Raw genomic sequence first — 14,477 nt, forward strand, 5'->3', positions numbered from 1 at the left:
GCACCGGCGCTGGACGCTTCCTGGAAAAACCCTGTGAGTCGCCGGGCGGCCGGGCAGGTGTCAGCGCAGCAGTCGGCGCAGCCCGTCCAGGGCGCCGTCGAGCAGCCGGATCGCCGTGCGCAGTTGAGTGTCGCTGAACTGCCGCGCCCGTGCCAGACGGCTCACCTCGGCGGTGAACGAGGCCAGCCGCTTGTCGAACTCGTCGAGCAGGGCGGCGCGCGGCACGTCCGCCGACGGGGGCCGGTACGACGACGTGGGTGGCTCCCACCGCGTACGCCTGGTCTGCCGGGTGGCCTCGCTCAGCTCCCGCTTGAGGTCGCGCGTCGAGCCGCGCACCTCGCTGCGGATCTCGCCGGCCAGGGTGGAGAGGTCGGCCACCGAGGCCGCGATGTCGGCTTCCAGCGCGGCCAGCTCACCGGCGCGCTGACGCAGCTCGGCGAGGCCGGCGTCGGTGATGGCGTACGTCTTGCGCCCCCCGGCGGCGGTGTGGCTGACCAGCCCCTCGACCTCCAGGCGTTGCAGGCGGGGGTAGATGGTGCCGGCGCTGGGCGCGTACAGCCCGAGGAACCGGTCCTCCAGGAGGCGGATCAGCTCGTAGCCGTGCTTGGGGCCGTCGTCGAGGAGCTTGAGCAGGTAGAGCCGGAGCCGCCCGTGGCTGAACACGGCGGTCACGGCAACTCCTCCTCGTCGGCGGCCACCGGTCGGGCGAGGAGCGAGATGCTTCCCGACGTCGCGGAGGCCCAGAGCTTACCGTCGCCGGCGCCGAGCACTCCCTCGCTGCTGGGGAGCGGGAATCGGGAGTTGCGCACCTGCGGGAAGCCGCTGGTGATCCGACCGGAGGCGGTGTTCAGCCGGACGGCGAGGTCGCTGTCCGCACGGACCCGGACGGTGATGCTGCCGGAGATGGTGGTGAGCTGGATCTCGCTGCGTCGGGGGTTGTCCAGGTCGCAGGTGATGGCGCCGGAGACGGTCTGCGCGCGCACCCGGTCGGCGGCGCTGTCGGCGAGGATCACCTCCCCGGAGACGGTCTCCAGGGTGAGGTCGCCGCGCACGCCGAGCGCCTCCACCGGGCCGGAGGTGATCTTCGCGGAGGTGTTGCCGCGCAGGCCCATCAGGGTGATCTGGCCGGCGACGACGTGGGCAGTCGTCTGCCGGCGCAGGCCGGAGGCGACGAGCGACCCGGAGACCAGTTCCAGGTCGGCGAGGACGTCGGCGGGCACGGCGACGGAGACGTCCACCCGGGGGTAGCGGTGGATCATCTGGAACCACCGCAGGACCTCCGACCAGCCGTGGCCACGCTCCTGCCGGATGCTGAGCCTGCCGTCGGCGTGGTCGATCAGGACGGGCCGGCGGCCGACCTGGGTGACGTCGATCCGGGCCGGGCCGTCGGTGGCGACCACGTTGAGTCGTCCACTGATCAGGCGGACGTCAAGCCGGGTGACCGGGCCGTCCACGGTGAGCCGCTGCGGGCTGTCGACAGTCCATCCGGCCATGGCGTCCTCCCCTCGACGGCACGCCCACGCGTGCCGACGAGAAGACTGTAACGCGATACATCGCGACACACAAGACTGTCGCGAGTCGCCCCCTCCCGTCCGCTCAGGCCGCCAGGTCCAGGTCCCGGCCCTCGGTGGCCGACACCACGGGATCCGCCGTGGTCAGGGTGGGCACCGGCCGCAGCCGGGCCCGCGTCGCGGCACCCGTCGGAGGCACCAGGTGTACGGCCGACTCGGCGGCCCGGGCCAGCAACCGCCGGTCCGCGTCGCCTGCCGGATGAAGCGCGGCCGCGACAGTCACCGAGACCACCAGTTGCCGTGCCGCGACCACCCGGGCAACCGAGCGCAGCAGGGTGTCCGCGCCGAGGAAGGCGGCGGCCGTCGTGACCGCTCCGGTGGCCTCGCAGCGGTACCCGAGCCGCAGCGGCACGACCGGGCTGCCCGCGTCGATGGCGGCCTGGAACATCGCGGACCGGAACCCGCCCCCGGGGCGGCAGTCGGCCGCGCCGTCCCCGGCACACCAGGTCGTACCCTCGGGGAAGACCGCTACCGACCGGCCGGCGCGCAGCGTGTCGGCGAGCCGGCGCACGGTGGCCGGCAGCGCCCGCGGCCGGGACCGGTCCACGAAGACCGTGCCCGCCGCCGCCGCGAGCAGCCCGACCACCGGCCAGGAGCGGATCTCCCGTTTCGCCACCATGCGGGTGGGCGCGACCGCCAGGACGGCGAGGATGTCCAGCCACGACACGTGGTTGGCGACAAGCAGCGCGCGCCGCCGGGGCAGCCGACCTCTGATCACCAGCCGCACGCCGAACGCGCGCACGGTGCCACGGGCCCAGCCGCGAAGCACCGCCTGCCGCTCGCGTGCCGGCAGCACGGGCAGCAGCACCGCCACGCCCACCCCGGCCAACAGCATCCCGCTCGCCGCGACCAACCGGAGCACCCGGCGGGCCACCGGCACCGTGGGCACCTCGCCGGCCGCCGGCAGGCAGTCGTCGTCGCAGCCCGAGAAGGGCCGCCAGAGGTCGTGCGCCCGGACGGTCACCGCTGGTCCCCGCCCAGGAAGTGCCGCAGGTAGCGCGGGTTCATCCGGTCCAGGGAGAAGAGCACGTAGAAGTCCGCACACCCGAAGTCCGGGTCGTACGACGGCTCACCGCAGATCCACGCGCCGAGCCGCAGGTAACCACGCAGCAGCGGGGGCACCGCCACGCGGTCGGCCGGATCGGTGGCGAAGGCCGGGGCAGCCGCGGCGGCGGCCGGCTCGGCGAACCACGGACGCAGCGGGCGCACCCGCAGCGGTGGCGGCGACAGGTGCCGGGCCTGGGCCTGGGCCCACACCCCGGCGACCGTCCGACCGCAGTCGTCGACGGGCACCGAGGCGCAGCCGCCGAGCCAGCGGGAGCCGCGCAGGTGCAGGTAGCGGGTGATCCCCGCCCACATCAGGTTGATCACCGCGCCCGAACGGTGGTCCGGGTGCACACAGGACCGGCCCGCCTCGACGAGGTCGTCGCGGAGCGGATCCAGGGCCCCGAGGTCGAACTCGTCCTCGGCGTACCGCCGGTCGGTGCGACCGGGCGGCAGCAGCCGGTACGTGCCGACGACCTGCCCGGTGCGGTCCTCGCGGACGATGAGGTGGTCGCAGTGGGCGTCGAAGGGGTCCACGTCCAGCCCGGCGCCGCCGGGGGCGAGGGTGGCGCCCAACTCGGTGGCGAACACCTCGTGACGCAGGCGTTGCGCGGCCGCGACCTGGGTGGGGTCGTCGGCGATCAGCAGGGTGTATCCGCTGGTCGTCAGGGGTGCGCCAGCGACATGCAGAACGGCCATGGGAACTGTGTAGGTGCCCCGGGTTGCCATCGGTGGGCACCACTGGTGTCGACCGGATGAACGCCGACCGGCGGATCCCTCCCACCGCGGCCGTGCGAGGCTGCCCGACGGGCCGGCGACGGCGCCGCCCCACGCCCCACGGAGGTCGCCCATGCGCATCGAGTCCCGCTACAACGGGCCCACCGGCTCCGGCAACGGCGGCTGGAGCGCCGGCCTCTTCGCCGCCGAGGCGGGACCGGGACCGGTGGAGGTGACGCTGCGTCGGCCACCGCCGCTGGAGACGACGCTGAGCCTTGTCGACGGTGAGGTGCGGGACCCGGCCGGCGAACTGGTGGCCGAGGTACGCCCCGCCAGCGCCCTGGACGCCGTCGTGCCCCCGGTCGACCGGGAGACGGCAGTGGAGGCGTCGACGCGCTACCCCGGTTTCGTCGAGCACCCGTACCCCGGGTGTTTCGTCTGCGGTCCGACCCGGACCGACGGGTTGCGGATCTTCCCGGGCCGGCTGCCGGACGGTCGGACCGCAGCGCCGTTTCGCGCGCCCGAGCAGGTGAGCGACGCCACGATCTGGGCCGCGCTGGACTGCCCCGGCGGCTGGACGGTGCTCGCGCCGGGCCGCCCGTACCTGCTCGGCCGGATCGCCGCGGTGGTCACCGCCCGGCCGGCGCCCGGCGACGAGTGCGTGGTGACCGGCGCGCTGATCGGCGTCGACGGCCGTAAGGCGCTCGTGCACACAAGCCTGTACGGCCCCGGCGGCGCGCTGCTCGGCGCGGCCCGGGCCACCTGGATCGCCAGCTGAGGCCCGCCGTCTCGTCCGCAGGGAGGAGACGCCTCCACCCCGAGGGGGACCACGCCGTACGGACCGGGCCTGATTGACCTTGTTGCTCGGTACCGTCACGCTGTGCCACGGCGTACCTCGACGCCACACGGGAGGAGAATGATGACTGACGGGCAGCGAAGCCCCACCAGCGACGGTCAGATCGTGGTGTCCGGTCTGACGAAGCAGTACAAGAACGTGCGGGCGGTGAACAACCTGTCCTTCACCGTGGCACCGGGGCGGGTGACAGGCTTCCTCGGCCCGAACGGCGCCGGTAAGACCACCACGCTGCGCATGCTGCTGAACCTGGTCACGCCGACCGGAGGCACGGCCACCATCAGCGGCCACCGCTACGCCGACCTCGCCGACCCACTGCGGCACGTCGGCGCGATCCTGGAGGCGTCCAGCGCGCACAAGGGCCGCACAGGCGTCAACCACCTGCGGGTGATCTGCGCGGCGGCCGGTCTGCCCCGGTCGCGGGCCGACGAGGCGCTGGAGCTGGTCGGGTTGACCCCGGCGGCGAAGCGCAAGTTCAAGGGCTACTCGCTTGGCATGAAGCAGCGGCTCGGTATCGCCGCCGCGATGCTCGGTGACCCCCGGGTGCTGATCCTCGACGAGCCGGCCAACGGGCTGGACCCGGAGGGCATCCGGTGGATGCGCGGGTTCCTCAAGAACCTCGCCCACGAGGGTCGTACGGTGCTGGTCTCCAGCCACCTGCTGTCGGAGATGCAGCTGCTCGCCGACGACGTGGTGATCATCGCGGCCGGGCAGCTCGTCCGGCAGGGTCCGGTCGAGCAGGTGCTCGGTTCGATGGCGCAGGGCGCGCGGGTGCGGGTCCGTACCCCGCAGGCCGAGGCGCTGACCACCGCGCTGAAGGCGCAGTCGGCCACCGTCGACACCGACGAGCACGGCGTGCTGCTGGTCGCCGGGGTGGACGCCCCGACGATCGGCCGGGCCGCCCTGGCCGCGGGCGTGGAGCTGCACGAACTGACCACCGAACGGCCCGACCTGGAACGGGTCTTCCTGGAGCTGACGGCCGGAAAGGCGGGCATCCGATGAACCTGGTCCGATCCGAGCTACTCAAGATCCGTACCACGAACACCTGGTGGATCTTCGCGCTGATCAGCCTGCCGCTGTGGGCGCTCACACTGCTCATCAACTGGCTGCAGGCCGACGCCCTGACCAGCACCAGCCCCGCCGACGTGGGCGACCAGGCGGCCCAGTTCGAGGCCGCGGCCACTCCGGACGCGCTCTCGTCGAACCTCTTCACCACCGGGCAGTTCTTCGGCCTGCTGATCATCATGCTGCTCGGCATCATCGTGGTGACAAGCGAGTTCTTCCACCAGACGGTCACCACCACGTTCCTGACCAACCCGCACCGCACCGCCGTGATGATCGCCAAGCTGGTCGCGGCGGGTGTGCTGGCGCTGCTGTTCTGGCTGGTCACCACCGTGTTCAACCTGATCGCCGGCTCGGCGGTGCTGAGCGCCGTCGGGGTGGACTCCCAGTTGGGCAACGACGCCGCCTGGCGGGCCATCGGGTTGAACCTGCTCGCGTACCTGCTGTGGGCGGTGTTCGGCGTCGGCATCGGCGTGCTGATCCGCAGCCAGATCGGCGCCACCGTGACAGGCATCCTGCTCTACCTGGGCGGCTCGATCGGTGCCATCTTCGTGATCGCCATCCTGGCCGACAGGTGGGGCGACTGGATCAACAACCTGCAACTGCTGGTGCCGTCGCTCGCCTCGTCGCTGATGGTCACCGGGACCGACATCCCCGGTAACCCGCCGCGCTGGGCGGGTGCCGCCGTGCTCATCGGGTACGCGGTGGTCACCGGCCTCGTCGGCAGCCTGCTGCTGCGCCGGCGCGACATCTCCTGATCGACTGGGTTCCGGGGTGGCGGCGGCACGGCCGCCACCCCGGATCACCAGTCACCCGCCCGGGCAGCCCCGGCCACCGCTGATCGGTACGCAGTGCGTGACGGGCGGGTCGGACTCCTGGTCGGCGGGGACGTGCCCGGTCAACCCGGTGGTGGTCATGCTGGCGACAAGCGCCACCGCCACGTAGAGCAGCACCATCCCGCCGAGCGCCCCGCCGAAGTGCCGCCGCCAGACCGCCTCCCCGGCCAGTACGGCGAGCAGCAGGCCGAGCGCCGGGAGCACCGCGTTGAGCAGGAGCCCGGTCGTCAGCACGGCGTCCGTGGTCGCGCCGAACGCCTGCGCGTCGTCGGCGCTCGGCGTGTACGGCCTGGACACGCGCCGGATCAGGCCCACCAGCAGCAGGAACGGCACCCCGTAGAGCCAGGCGAAGAAGAGCCCGCCGAGGCCGGCCCGCTTCACGAGCGACCCAGGTACACGGCGGCGCAGACCCCGACGCTGAGCGCCGCCGAGGTGGTGCCGGCGAGCACCGCCGAGGGGATGACGCGGACGACGAGCGCGGCCACCAGCGCCGTCACTCCCAGCAGGCCGAGGAGCACAGGCGTGCCCCACACCAGCCCCACGAACACCAGCGACTCGCCCGGCGACAGGCAACTGAACCAGGCCGCGCAGTCGTTCCGCGGCGCGCTCGGCACACTCGTCGTGCCCACCGCCAGGGCCGCTATCGCGGTCCCGTACCAACCGGACGCCACCGCCATGCTCCGGCCGTAGCGCCCCCGTACCCCGTGCTGATCCATGCGCCCGATCCTGGCGAACGGCCACCGCCCGGACAACGGTAGGGATACTCAGTTCCGACGTACCAGCCGGTGACGTGCCGCGCAGGGGTTGCTGAACTTCTGGCATCTTCTGTGAAACCGGCCACCCGGCCGAGGCGGAAATGCCTGCGGGATCCGTACGGCGTAGCCTGGGAGTCGTCCTGTCCGTAGTCCATCAACTGGACGCGACGGACACCGCGTGACAAACAGAACCCGCGTGAAAGAGGCGATTACCGGCCGTGTCGACCCAGCAGACTTCGCAGGAGAACCCACTGGCGGGTTTCGGCCCGAACGAGTGGATCGTCGAGGAGATGTACCAGCGCTACCTCGCCGACCCAACGAGCGTCGATTCGGCCTGGCACGACTTCTTCGCCGACTACCGGCCGGCGCCCGGCGCCGGCACACCGCGCGGGGCGGAGACGTCGGGCAAGCCCGCCGCCGCGCCCGAGCCGGACGGCCAGCCCGAGCCGGCGGCCACGGTCAGCCAGCCGAGCGCCCCGGCGAAGCCGAGCGCCGCCAGCAAGCCGGCCGCCGCGCCGTCGACGCCGGCCAAGGCCGCGCCCGCGAAGGCCACCCCGGAGAAGGCCGCACCGGCCAAGCCGGCCGCGAAGGCCGCCGCGCCGACCGCCGACGGCCCGCAGACCACCCCGCTGCGGGGTGTCGCCGCGAAGATCGTGCAGAACATGGACGCCTCGCTGAGCGTGCCCACCGCGACGAGCGTCCGCGCGGTCCCGGCGAAGCTGCTCGTCGACAACCGCATCGTGATCAACAACCACCTCGCCCGGGGGCGCGGCGGTAAGGTCAGCTTCACCCACCTGGTCGGCTACGCGATGGTCCGGGCGCTCGTGGCGCACCCGGAGATGAACAACTCCTTCGCCGAGGCCAACGGCAAGCCGGCAGTGGTCCGCCCGGCGCACGTCAACCTGGGCATCGCCATCGACCTGGCCAAGCCGGACGGCAGCCGCAACCTGGTGGTCCCCTCCATCAAGGGCTGCGAGCAGATGGACTTCCGGCAGTTCTGGCAGGCGTACGAGGACGTGGTCCGGCGGGCGCGGCGCAACGAGCTGACCATGGAGGACTACTCGGGCACCACGATCTCGCTCACCAACCCGGGCGGCATCGGCACTGTGCACTCCATGCCGCGGCTCATGCAGGGGCAGAGCGCGATCATCGGCGTCGGCGCGATGGAGTACCCGGCGCCCTACCAGGGCATGTCCGAGGCCACCCTCGCCGAGCTGGCGGTCAGCAAGATCATCACGCTGACCAGCACGTACGACCACCGGATCATCCAGGGCGCGCAGTCCGGTGAGTTCCTCAAGGTCATGCACGAGCTGATCCTGGGCGAGCACAACTTCTACGACCAGATCTTCACCTCGCTGCGCATCCCGTACGAGCCGGTGCGCTGGGTGCGCGACGTGGCGGTCAACTCCGAGGGTCAGATCAACAAGACCGCCCGGGTGCACGAGCTGATCCACGCGTACCGCGTGCGCGGTCACCTGATGGCCGACACCGACCCGCTGGAATTCACCATCCGCAAGCACCCGGACCTGGACGTCCTGCAGCACGGGCTGACCCTGTGGGACCTGGACCGCGAGTTCCCGGTGAACGGCTTCGCCGGCCGCCAGCGAATGAAGCTGCGCTCGATCCTCGGTGTGCTGCGCGACTCGTACTGCCGGCGCGTCGGCATCGAGTACATGCACATCCAGGACCCGGAGGAGCGGCGCTGGATCCAGGAGCGGATCGAGCGCAAGTACGAGAAGCCGGCCGCCGACGAGCAGAAGCACGTGCTCAACCGGCTCAACGCCGCCGAGGCGTTCGAGACCTTCCTGCAGACCAAGTACGTCGGCCAGAAGCGCTTCTCGCTGGAGGGTGGCGAGTCGCTGATCCCGCTGCTGGGCGAGGTGCTGGAGTCGTCCGCCGAGAGCGGGCTGGACGAGGTCGTCATCGGCATGGCCCACCGGGGCCGGCTCAACGTGCTGGCCAACATCGTCGGCAAGCCGTACGAGAAGATCTTCTCGGAGTTCGAGGGTCACCTCGACCCGCGCTCGACGCAGGGCTCCGGCGACGTGAAGTACCACCTGGGTCAGAACGGCAAGTTCACCACCCCGGACGGCGAGCACGTCGTCAAGGTGTCGCTGGTGGCGAACCCGTCGCACCTGGAGGCCGTCGACCCCGTGCTGGAGGGCATCGTCCGGGCCAAGCAGGACCGGATCGACCTCAAGCTGGAGGGCTACACCGTGCTGCCGCTTGCGGTGCACGGTGACGCGGCGTTCGCCGGGCAGGGTGTGGTCGCCGAGACGCTCAACCTGTCGCAGTTGCGCGGCTACCGCACCGGCGGCACCGTGCACGTGGTGGTCAACAACCAGGTCGGCTTCACCACCGCACCGGAGTACAGCCGGTCCAGCCTCTACAGCACCGACGTGGCCCGGATGATCCAGGCGCCGATCTTCCACGTGAACGGCGACGACCCGGAGGCCGTGGTCCGGGTGGCCCGGCTGGCTTTCGAATACCGGCAGGCGTTCAACAAGGACGTCGTGATCGACATGGTCTGCTACCGCCGGCGCGGCCACAACGAGGGCGACGACCCGTCGATGTCCAACCCCCAGATGTACAAGATCATTGACTCGAAGCGTTCGGTGCGCAAGCTCTACACCGAGGAGCTGATCGGTCGCGGCGACATCACCGTGGAGGACGCGGAGGAGCTGCTGCGCGACTACCAGGCGCAGTTGGAGAAGGTCTTCAAGGCCACCCGGGACGCCGCCGCCGCGCCGCGTCAGCTCAACCGCCCCCGCCGCGAGGAGGAGCCGGAGCCTGCGGTCGACACCGCCACCGACGCCGCAGTCGTGAAGGCGATCGGCGAGGCGCACGTCAACCTGCCGGAGGGCTTCACCCCGCACAAGCGGATCCAGCAGCTGCTCGACCGGCGGGCCAAGATGTCCGTCGAGGGCACCATCGACTGGGGCTTCGGCGAGATCATCGCGTTCGGGGCACTGCTGCACGACGGGGTCACCGTCCGGCTCGCCGGGCAGGACTCGCGGCGCGGCACCTTCGTCCAGCGGCACGCGTCGGTGGTCGACTCCCGCACCGGCGACGACTACCTGCCGCTGAAGTCGCTCACCGGCGACGGCGAGCGCTCCCGGTTCTTCGTGCACGACTCGCTGCTCAGCGAGTACGCGGCGATGGGCTTCGAGTACGGCTACTCGGTGGAGAACGTCAACGCGCTCGTCGCCTGGGAGGCCCAGTTCGGGGACTTCGTCAACGGCGCCCAGTCGGTGATCGACGAGTTCATCTCCTCCGGCGAGGTGAAGTGGGGTCAGCGCTCCGCGGTGACCCTGCTGCTCCCGCACGGCCACGAGGGCCAGGGCCCGGACCACACCTCCGGTCGCCCGGAGCGGTTCCTGCAGATGTGCGCCGAGGACAACATGCGGGTGTCCATCCCGACGACCCCGGCGAACTACTTCCACCTGCTGCGCCGCCAGGCCCTGTCGCCCAAGCGCAAGCCGCTCGTGGTGTTCACGCCGAAGTCGCTGCTGCGGCACAAGCTCTGCGTCTCCTCGGTGGAGGACTTCACCACCGGCACCTTCCAGCCGGTGCTGCGCGACACGGCGGCCCCGGCACCGGAGTCGGTGAAGCGGGTGCTGCTCTGCTCCGGCAAGGTCTACTACGACCTGTTCCAGGCCCGGCAGGAGCGCGGCATCACCGACACCGCGATCATCCGGATCGAGCAGCTGTACCCGCTGCCGGTGGAGGAGATCCGGGCAGCCCTCGCGCAGTACCCGAACGCTGAGGACTTCGCCTGGGTGCAGGAGGAGCCGGCCAACCAGGGCGCCTGGTCGTTCGTCGCGCTCAACCTGCTGGAGCACCTCACCGACGTCCGGCTGCGGCGGATCTCCCGCCCGGCCGCGGCGGCCCCGGCGGTCGGCTCGGCAAAGACCCACGAGGTCGAGCAGACCGCGCTGATCGAGGCGGCACTCCCCCGCCCGTGACCTGACCGCGCCACACGAGCCGGGGCAGGGCCGTCGACCACGGTCCTGCCCCGGCTCGCGTCGGTCCGTCCGAACCACCGAACCACCGACCCGCCCGGCCAACGCCGGGCCGAGCACGAGGACGTACGCCGTGTACTTCACCGACCGTGGCATCGAGGAACTTGTCGAACGCCGGGGCGACGAGCAGGTGACCCTGGAGTGGCTGGGTGAGCGCCTGCGCGACTTCGTCGACCTCAACCCCGACTTCGAAACCCCCATCGAGCGCCTGGCCACCTACCTGGCCCGCCTGGACGACCCCGACGACGAAGACGCCTAACAGCCCCCACCCCGTCGAAGTTGATCATAAAGTTGGCCGCGCGTGTCGTCGGCGTGTCGAGCTACAACCTCATGATCAACCGGCAGGGCGGGGTGCGGACGGTGGGGAGGGGGCGGAGGGCCCGGGTTTTGGGGATCGCGATCTTCTAGGGTTGGCGTGTGGCTCGCAGTGTGTATCTGACAAGCGTCGGTTCGGGCGGGGGCAAGTCGACGATCGCCCTCGGGCTGGCCGAGTTGCTGTCGCGACAGGTGGGGCGGATCGGCGTGTTCCGACCGCTGGTCCCCGACGCCGTCCCGGACCCGATCCTCGCCCTGCTCAGCGAGCGGTACCGGGTCGAACTGCCGCTGTCGGAGCTGGCCGGGGCGACGTACGCCGAGGCAGCCGCGCTGGTGGCCGACGGCCGCCGCGAGGAGCTGATCTCCATCGTGGTGGAGCGTTACCGGGCGGTGGAGCGGCAGTGCCCGGCGGTGGTCGTGGTGGGCAGTGACTTCGACGAGCCGGGCGACCCGGCGCACCCCCGCGAGCTGGCCTTCAACGCCCGGCTGGCCACCGAGTTCGGCAGCGTGGTGGTGCCTGTGGTGGACGGCTACGAACAGGAGCCCGCGGCCGTCGCGGCGGCCATGCGGGGGGCGTACCACGATGTGGCAGACCTGGGCGCGACGGTGCTGGCGGTGATCGCCAACCGGGTGTCCGAGCCGATGACGCTGCCGGAGCTGCCCGTGCCGGCGTACGCCATCCCGGAGGTGCCGAGCGTGTCGGCGCCGACGGTGGCCGAGGTGGCGGCGGCGCTCGGCGCGACCCTGCTGGCCGGGGACGACGCCGCGCTCGGGCGGGACGTGCTGGACTTCGTGGTCGGCGCGGCGCACGTGCCGACCCTGCTGGGTCACCTCACCGAGGGCGCTCTGGTGATCACCCCCGGAGACCGGGCCGACCTGCTCGTCGCCGCCAGCGCGGCGCACGTGGCCGGGCAGGTGTCCGTGGCCGGGCTCGTGCTCACCCTTGGCGAGCAGCCCGACCCCCGGGTGATGCGGCTGGTGGAGGGCCTGAACACCGGCCTGGCGGTGCTCTCCGTGGTCAGCGACAGCTACGACACGGTGGCCGCGTCCAGCCGGATCGAGGGGCGGCCCAGCATCGCCAACCCACGCAAGGTGGAGGCCGCGCTCGGCGCGTTCGAGCGCTGCGTGGACACCGACGACCTGGCCCGCCGGCTGCGGGTCAGCCGGTCGGCGCGGGTCACCCCGCTGATGTTCGAGAACGAGCTGATCGACCGGGCCCGCTCGAAGCCCCGGCACCTCGTGCTGCCGGAGGGCGCCGAGGAGCGCATCCTGCGGGCGGCCGAGATCCTGCTGCGCCGGGGCGTGGCCGACCTGACGCTGCTGGGCCGCCCGGACGACATCGCCCGGCGCACCCGCGAGCTGGGCATCGACCTCGGCGACGCGCGGCTCGTCGACCCGGCCACCAGCGGGTGGCGCGACGAGTTCGCTGCCGAGTACGCGCGGCTGCGCGCCCACCGGGGCGTCACCTCCGAGTTGGCACACGACATCGTGGCCCAGCCCAACTACTTCGGGACGCTCATGGTGGCCGCCGGGTACGCCGACGGCATGGTCTCCGGCGCCACGCACACCACTGCCGCCACCATCCGACCCGCGTTCGAGATCATCCGTACCGTGCCGGAGGTCTCGGTGGCCTCCAGCGTCTTCTTCATGCTCCTCGCCGACCGGGTGCTGGTCTACGGCGACTGCGCGGTCAACCGCGACCCGGACGCCCCCCAGCTCGCCGACATCGCGATCTCGTCGGCCGACACCGCCGCCCGCTTCGGCATCGAACCCCGGGTGGCCATGCTGTCGTACTCCACCGACAGCTCCGGCGCGGGCGCGGACGTGGAGAAGGTCGCCGCGGCCACCGCGCTGGTCCGGGAGCGTCGGCCCGATCTGCTTGTCGAGGGACCGATCCAGTACGACGCGGCGATCGACCCCGCGGTGGCGGCGACGAAGCTGCCCGACAGTCCGGTCGCCGGCCAGGCCACGGTCTTCATCTTCCCGGACCTGAACACGGGCAACAACACGTACAAGGCGGTGCAGCGCTCGGCCGGGGCGGTCGCCGTCGGCCCGGTCATGCAGGGCCTACGCCGGCCGGTGAACGACCTGTCCCGCGGCGCCACAGTGCCGGACATCGTGAACACGGTGGCGATCACCGCCATCCAGGCGGCCGTCGAGGAGACGTCATGAGTCGGGTGCTGGTGCTCAACTGCGGGTCTTCGTCGGTGAAGTGGCGTCACTATGACGGGGACCGGACCGTCGACCAGGGCACCGTCGAGCGGGTCGGTGAGCCCGGCGGCGGCCCGGCGGACCACGCCAGCGCCGTCCGGCAGATCCTGGCCGGGCTGGACCTGACCGGGCTGGCGGCGGTCGGGCACCGGGTGGTGCACGGCGGCCGGACGTTCAGCGCACCAGCGCTGATCGACGACACGGTGCTGGCCGCGATCAAGGACCTGGTCCCGCTCGCCCCGCTGCACAACCCGGCCAACCTGGCCGGCATCGAGGTGGCGCGGGCCGCCCTGCCGGACGTCGCGCAGGTCGCCGTCTTCGACACGGCGTTCCACCACACCCTGCCGGAGGCCGCCGCGACCTACGCGATCGACAGGGACACCGCGCAGCGGTACGACATCCGCCGGTACGGCTTCCACGGCACCTCGCACGCGTACGTCTCCCGGCGTGCCGCCGAGCTGCTGGACCGCCCGTACGACAAGCTCAACACCATCACCCTGCACCTGGGCAACGGTGCCAGCGCCTGCGCGGTGGCGAACGGCCGCAGCGTCGCCACCTCGATGGGGATGTCCCCGCTCGAAGGGCTCGTGATGGGCACCCGCAGCGGCGACCTCGACCCGACGGTGATCTTCCACCTGCGGCGGGAGGGCGGCCTGTCTGTCGACGACATCGACGACCTGCTCAACCACCGCAGCGGCCTACTCGGGTTGACAGGCGCCAACGACATGCGTGAGGTGCTCCAACGCCGGGCGGCCGGGGACCCGGCAGCCGCGCTTGCCTTCGACGTGTACTGCCGGCGGATCACCGGGTACGTGGGCGCGTACTACGCGCTGCTCGGCCACGTGGACGCGATCGCGTTCACCGCCGGCGTGGGTGAGCACGCCGCGCCCGTCCGGGCTGCCGCGCTGGCCGGGCTGACCCGGCTCGGCATCACCGTCGACGAGGCACGCAACAACGGCGACGGCGACCGGCTGATCTCGCCGGACGGCGCCGAGGTGAGCGTCTGCGTCATCCGCACCGACGAGGAATGGGAGATCGCCCGGGAGACCCGGGACGTGGTCGGGGCGGCCTGACGCCGCCACGACCCGTCC

General features: G+C 71.9%; 13 protein-coding genes. 7 read left to right on the plus strand and 6 right to left on the minus strand.

What is annotated here, in order from left to right:
- Nucleotides 1-60: 60 nt before the first annotated feature.
- From OOJ91_RS16085 to OOJ91_RS16100, 4 genes are all read right to left on the minus strand, one after another.
- Complete coding sequence (locus tag OOJ91_RS16085) at nt 61-672, minus strand: PadR family transcriptional regulator (RefSeq protein WP_266245817.1); 612 nt, start codon at nt 670-672, stop codon at nt 61-63.
- Nucleotides 669-1,493, minus strand: a complete 825-nt coding sequence (locus OOJ91_RS16090; protein WP_266245819.1) for a DUF4097 family beta strand repeat-containing protein — start codon at nt 1,491-1,493, stop codon at nt 669-671. The genes OOJ91_RS16085 and OOJ91_RS16090 overlap by 4 nt, the downstream gene beginning before the upstream one ends.
- A gap of 103 nt (nt 1,494-1,596) precedes the next feature.
- Nucleotides 1,597-2,535: a lysophospholipid acyltransferase family protein gene (locus OOJ91_RS16095; protein WP_266245821.1), complete on the minus strand. Its 939-nt coding sequence runs from the start codon at nt 2,533-2,535 to the stop codon at nt 1,597-1,599.
- Nucleotides 2,532-3,314, minus strand: a complete 783-nt coding sequence (locus OOJ91_RS16100) for a GNAT family N-acetyltransferase (protein WP_266245823.1) — start codon at nt 3,312-3,314, stop codon at nt 2,532-2,534. The genes OOJ91_RS16095 and OOJ91_RS16100 overlap by 4 nt, the downstream gene beginning before the upstream one ends.
- A gap of 151 nt (nt 3,315-3,465) precedes the next feature.
- On the opposite strand from OOJ91_RS16100, the gene OOJ91_RS16105 reads away from it, so the two are divergent.
- The 3 genes from OOJ91_RS16105 (at nt 3,466) to OOJ91_RS16115 (ending at nt 6,005) form a co-directional block, all read left to right on the plus strand.
- A complete protein-coding gene (locus tag OOJ91_RS16105) occupies nt 3,466-4,110 on the plus strand; it encodes a hypothetical protein (protein ID WP_266245824.1) in 645 nt (214 codons plus the stop codon).
- A gap of 141 nt (nt 4,111-4,251) precedes the next feature.
- Nucleotides 4,252-5,187 carry an ABC transporter ATP-binding protein gene (locus OOJ91_RS16110; RefSeq protein ID WP_266245825.1) on the plus strand — a complete coding sequence of 312 codons (936 nt, stop codon included), beginning with the start codon at nt 4,252-4,254 and terminating at the stop codon, nt 5,185-5,187.
- Nucleotides 5,184-6,005, plus strand: a complete 822-nt coding sequence (locus tag OOJ91_RS16115; protein WP_266245826.1) for an ABC transporter permease — start codon at nt 5,184-5,186, stop codon at nt 6,003-6,005. Before OOJ91_RS16110 ends, OOJ91_RS16115 begins: the two co-directional genes overlap by 4 nt.
- A 51-nt stretch (nt 6,006-6,056) precedes the next feature.
- Here the strand turns inward: OOJ91_RS16115 and OOJ91_RS16120 are convergent, their stop codons facing one another.
- Both OOJ91_RS16120 and OOJ91_RS16125 read right to left on the minus strand, forming a co-directional pair.
- On the minus strand, nt 6,057-6,464 hold the full coding sequence (locus OOJ91_RS16120) for a hypothetical protein (RefSeq protein WP_266245828.1): 408 nt from the start codon (nt 6,462-6,464) through the stop codon (nt 6,057-6,059).
- A complete protein-coding gene (locus tag OOJ91_RS16125) occupies nt 6,461-6,799 on the minus strand; it encodes a hypothetical protein (RefSeq protein WP_266245830.1) in 339 nt (112 codons plus the stop codon). The genes OOJ91_RS16120 and OOJ91_RS16125 overlap by 4 nt, the downstream gene beginning before the upstream one ends.
- 257 nt (nt 6,800-7,056) lie before the next feature.
- Between OOJ91_RS16125 and OOJ91_RS16130 the strand changes: the two genes are divergently transcribed.
- The 4 genes from OOJ91_RS16130 to OOJ91_RS16145 all read left to right on the plus strand — a co-directional run bounded on the left by OOJ91_RS16130 (nt 7,057) and on the right by OOJ91_RS16145 (nt 14,459).
- Entirely contained in the window at nt 7,057-10,803 is a 3,747-nt protein-coding gene (locus OOJ91_RS16130; protein ID WP_266245831.1) for a multifunctional oxoglutarate decarboxylase/oxoglutarate dehydrogenase thiamine pyrophosphate-binding subunit/dihydrolipoyllysine-residue succinyltransferase subunit, read from the plus strand.
- Between the two features lie 130 nt (nt 10,804-10,933).
- A complete protein-coding gene (locus tag OOJ91_RS16135) occupies nt 10,934-11,119 on the plus strand; it encodes a DUF6104 family protein (RefSeq protein ID WP_007464679.1) in 186 nt (61 codons plus the stop codon).
- 158 nt (nt 11,120-11,277) lie between these two features.
- Complete coding sequence (pta, locus tag OOJ91_RS16140; RefSeq protein WP_266245832.1) at nt 11,278-13,347, plus strand: phosphate acetyltransferase; 2,070 nt, start codon at nt 11,278-11,280, stop codon at nt 13,345-13,347.
- Nucleotides 13,344-14,459 carry an acetate/propionate family kinase gene (locus tag OOJ91_RS16145; protein WP_266245833.1) on the plus strand — a complete coding sequence of 372 codons (1,116 nt, stop codon included), beginning with the start codon at nt 13,344-13,346 and terminating at the stop codon, nt 14,457-14,459. Before pta ends, OOJ91_RS16145 begins: the two co-directional genes overlap by 4 nt.
- Nucleotides 14,460-14,477 lie beyond the last annotated feature (18 nt).

It is taken from the genome of Micromonospora lupini, from assembly GCF_026342015.1.
Classification (GTDB): domain Bacteria; phylum Actinomycetota; class Actinomycetes; order Mycobacteriales; family Micromonosporaceae; genus Micromonospora; species Micromonospora lupini_B.

Coding starts and splice junctions, on each gene's coding strand:
- OOJ91_RS16090 (WP_266245819.1), bottom strand. CDS start 1,493: ATGGCCGGATGGACTGTCGACAGCCCGCAGCGGCTCACCGTGGACGGC.
- OOJ91_RS16100 (WP_266245823.1), bottom strand. CDS start 3,314: ATGGCCGTTCTGCATGTCGCTGGCGCACCCCTGACGACCAGCGGATAC.
- OOJ91_RS16105 (WP_266245824.1), top strand. CDS start 3,466: ATGCGCATCGAGTCCCGCTACAACGGGCCCACCGGCTCCGGCAACGGC.
- OOJ91_RS16110 (WP_266245825.1), top strand. CDS start 4,252: ATGACTGACGGGCAGCGAAGCCCCACCAGCGACGGTCAGATCGTGGTG.
- OOJ91_RS16115 (WP_266245826.1), top strand. CDS start 5,184: ATGAACCTGGTCCGATCCGAGCTACTCAAGATCCGTACCACGAACACC.
- OOJ91_RS16125 (WP_266245830.1), bottom strand. CDS start 6,799: ATGGATCAGCACGGGGTACGGGGGCGCTACGGCCGGAGCATGGCGGTG.
- OOJ91_RS16145 (WP_266245833.1), top strand. CDS start 13,344: ATGAGTCGGGTGCTGGTGCTCAACTGCGGGTCTTCGTCGGTGAAGTGG.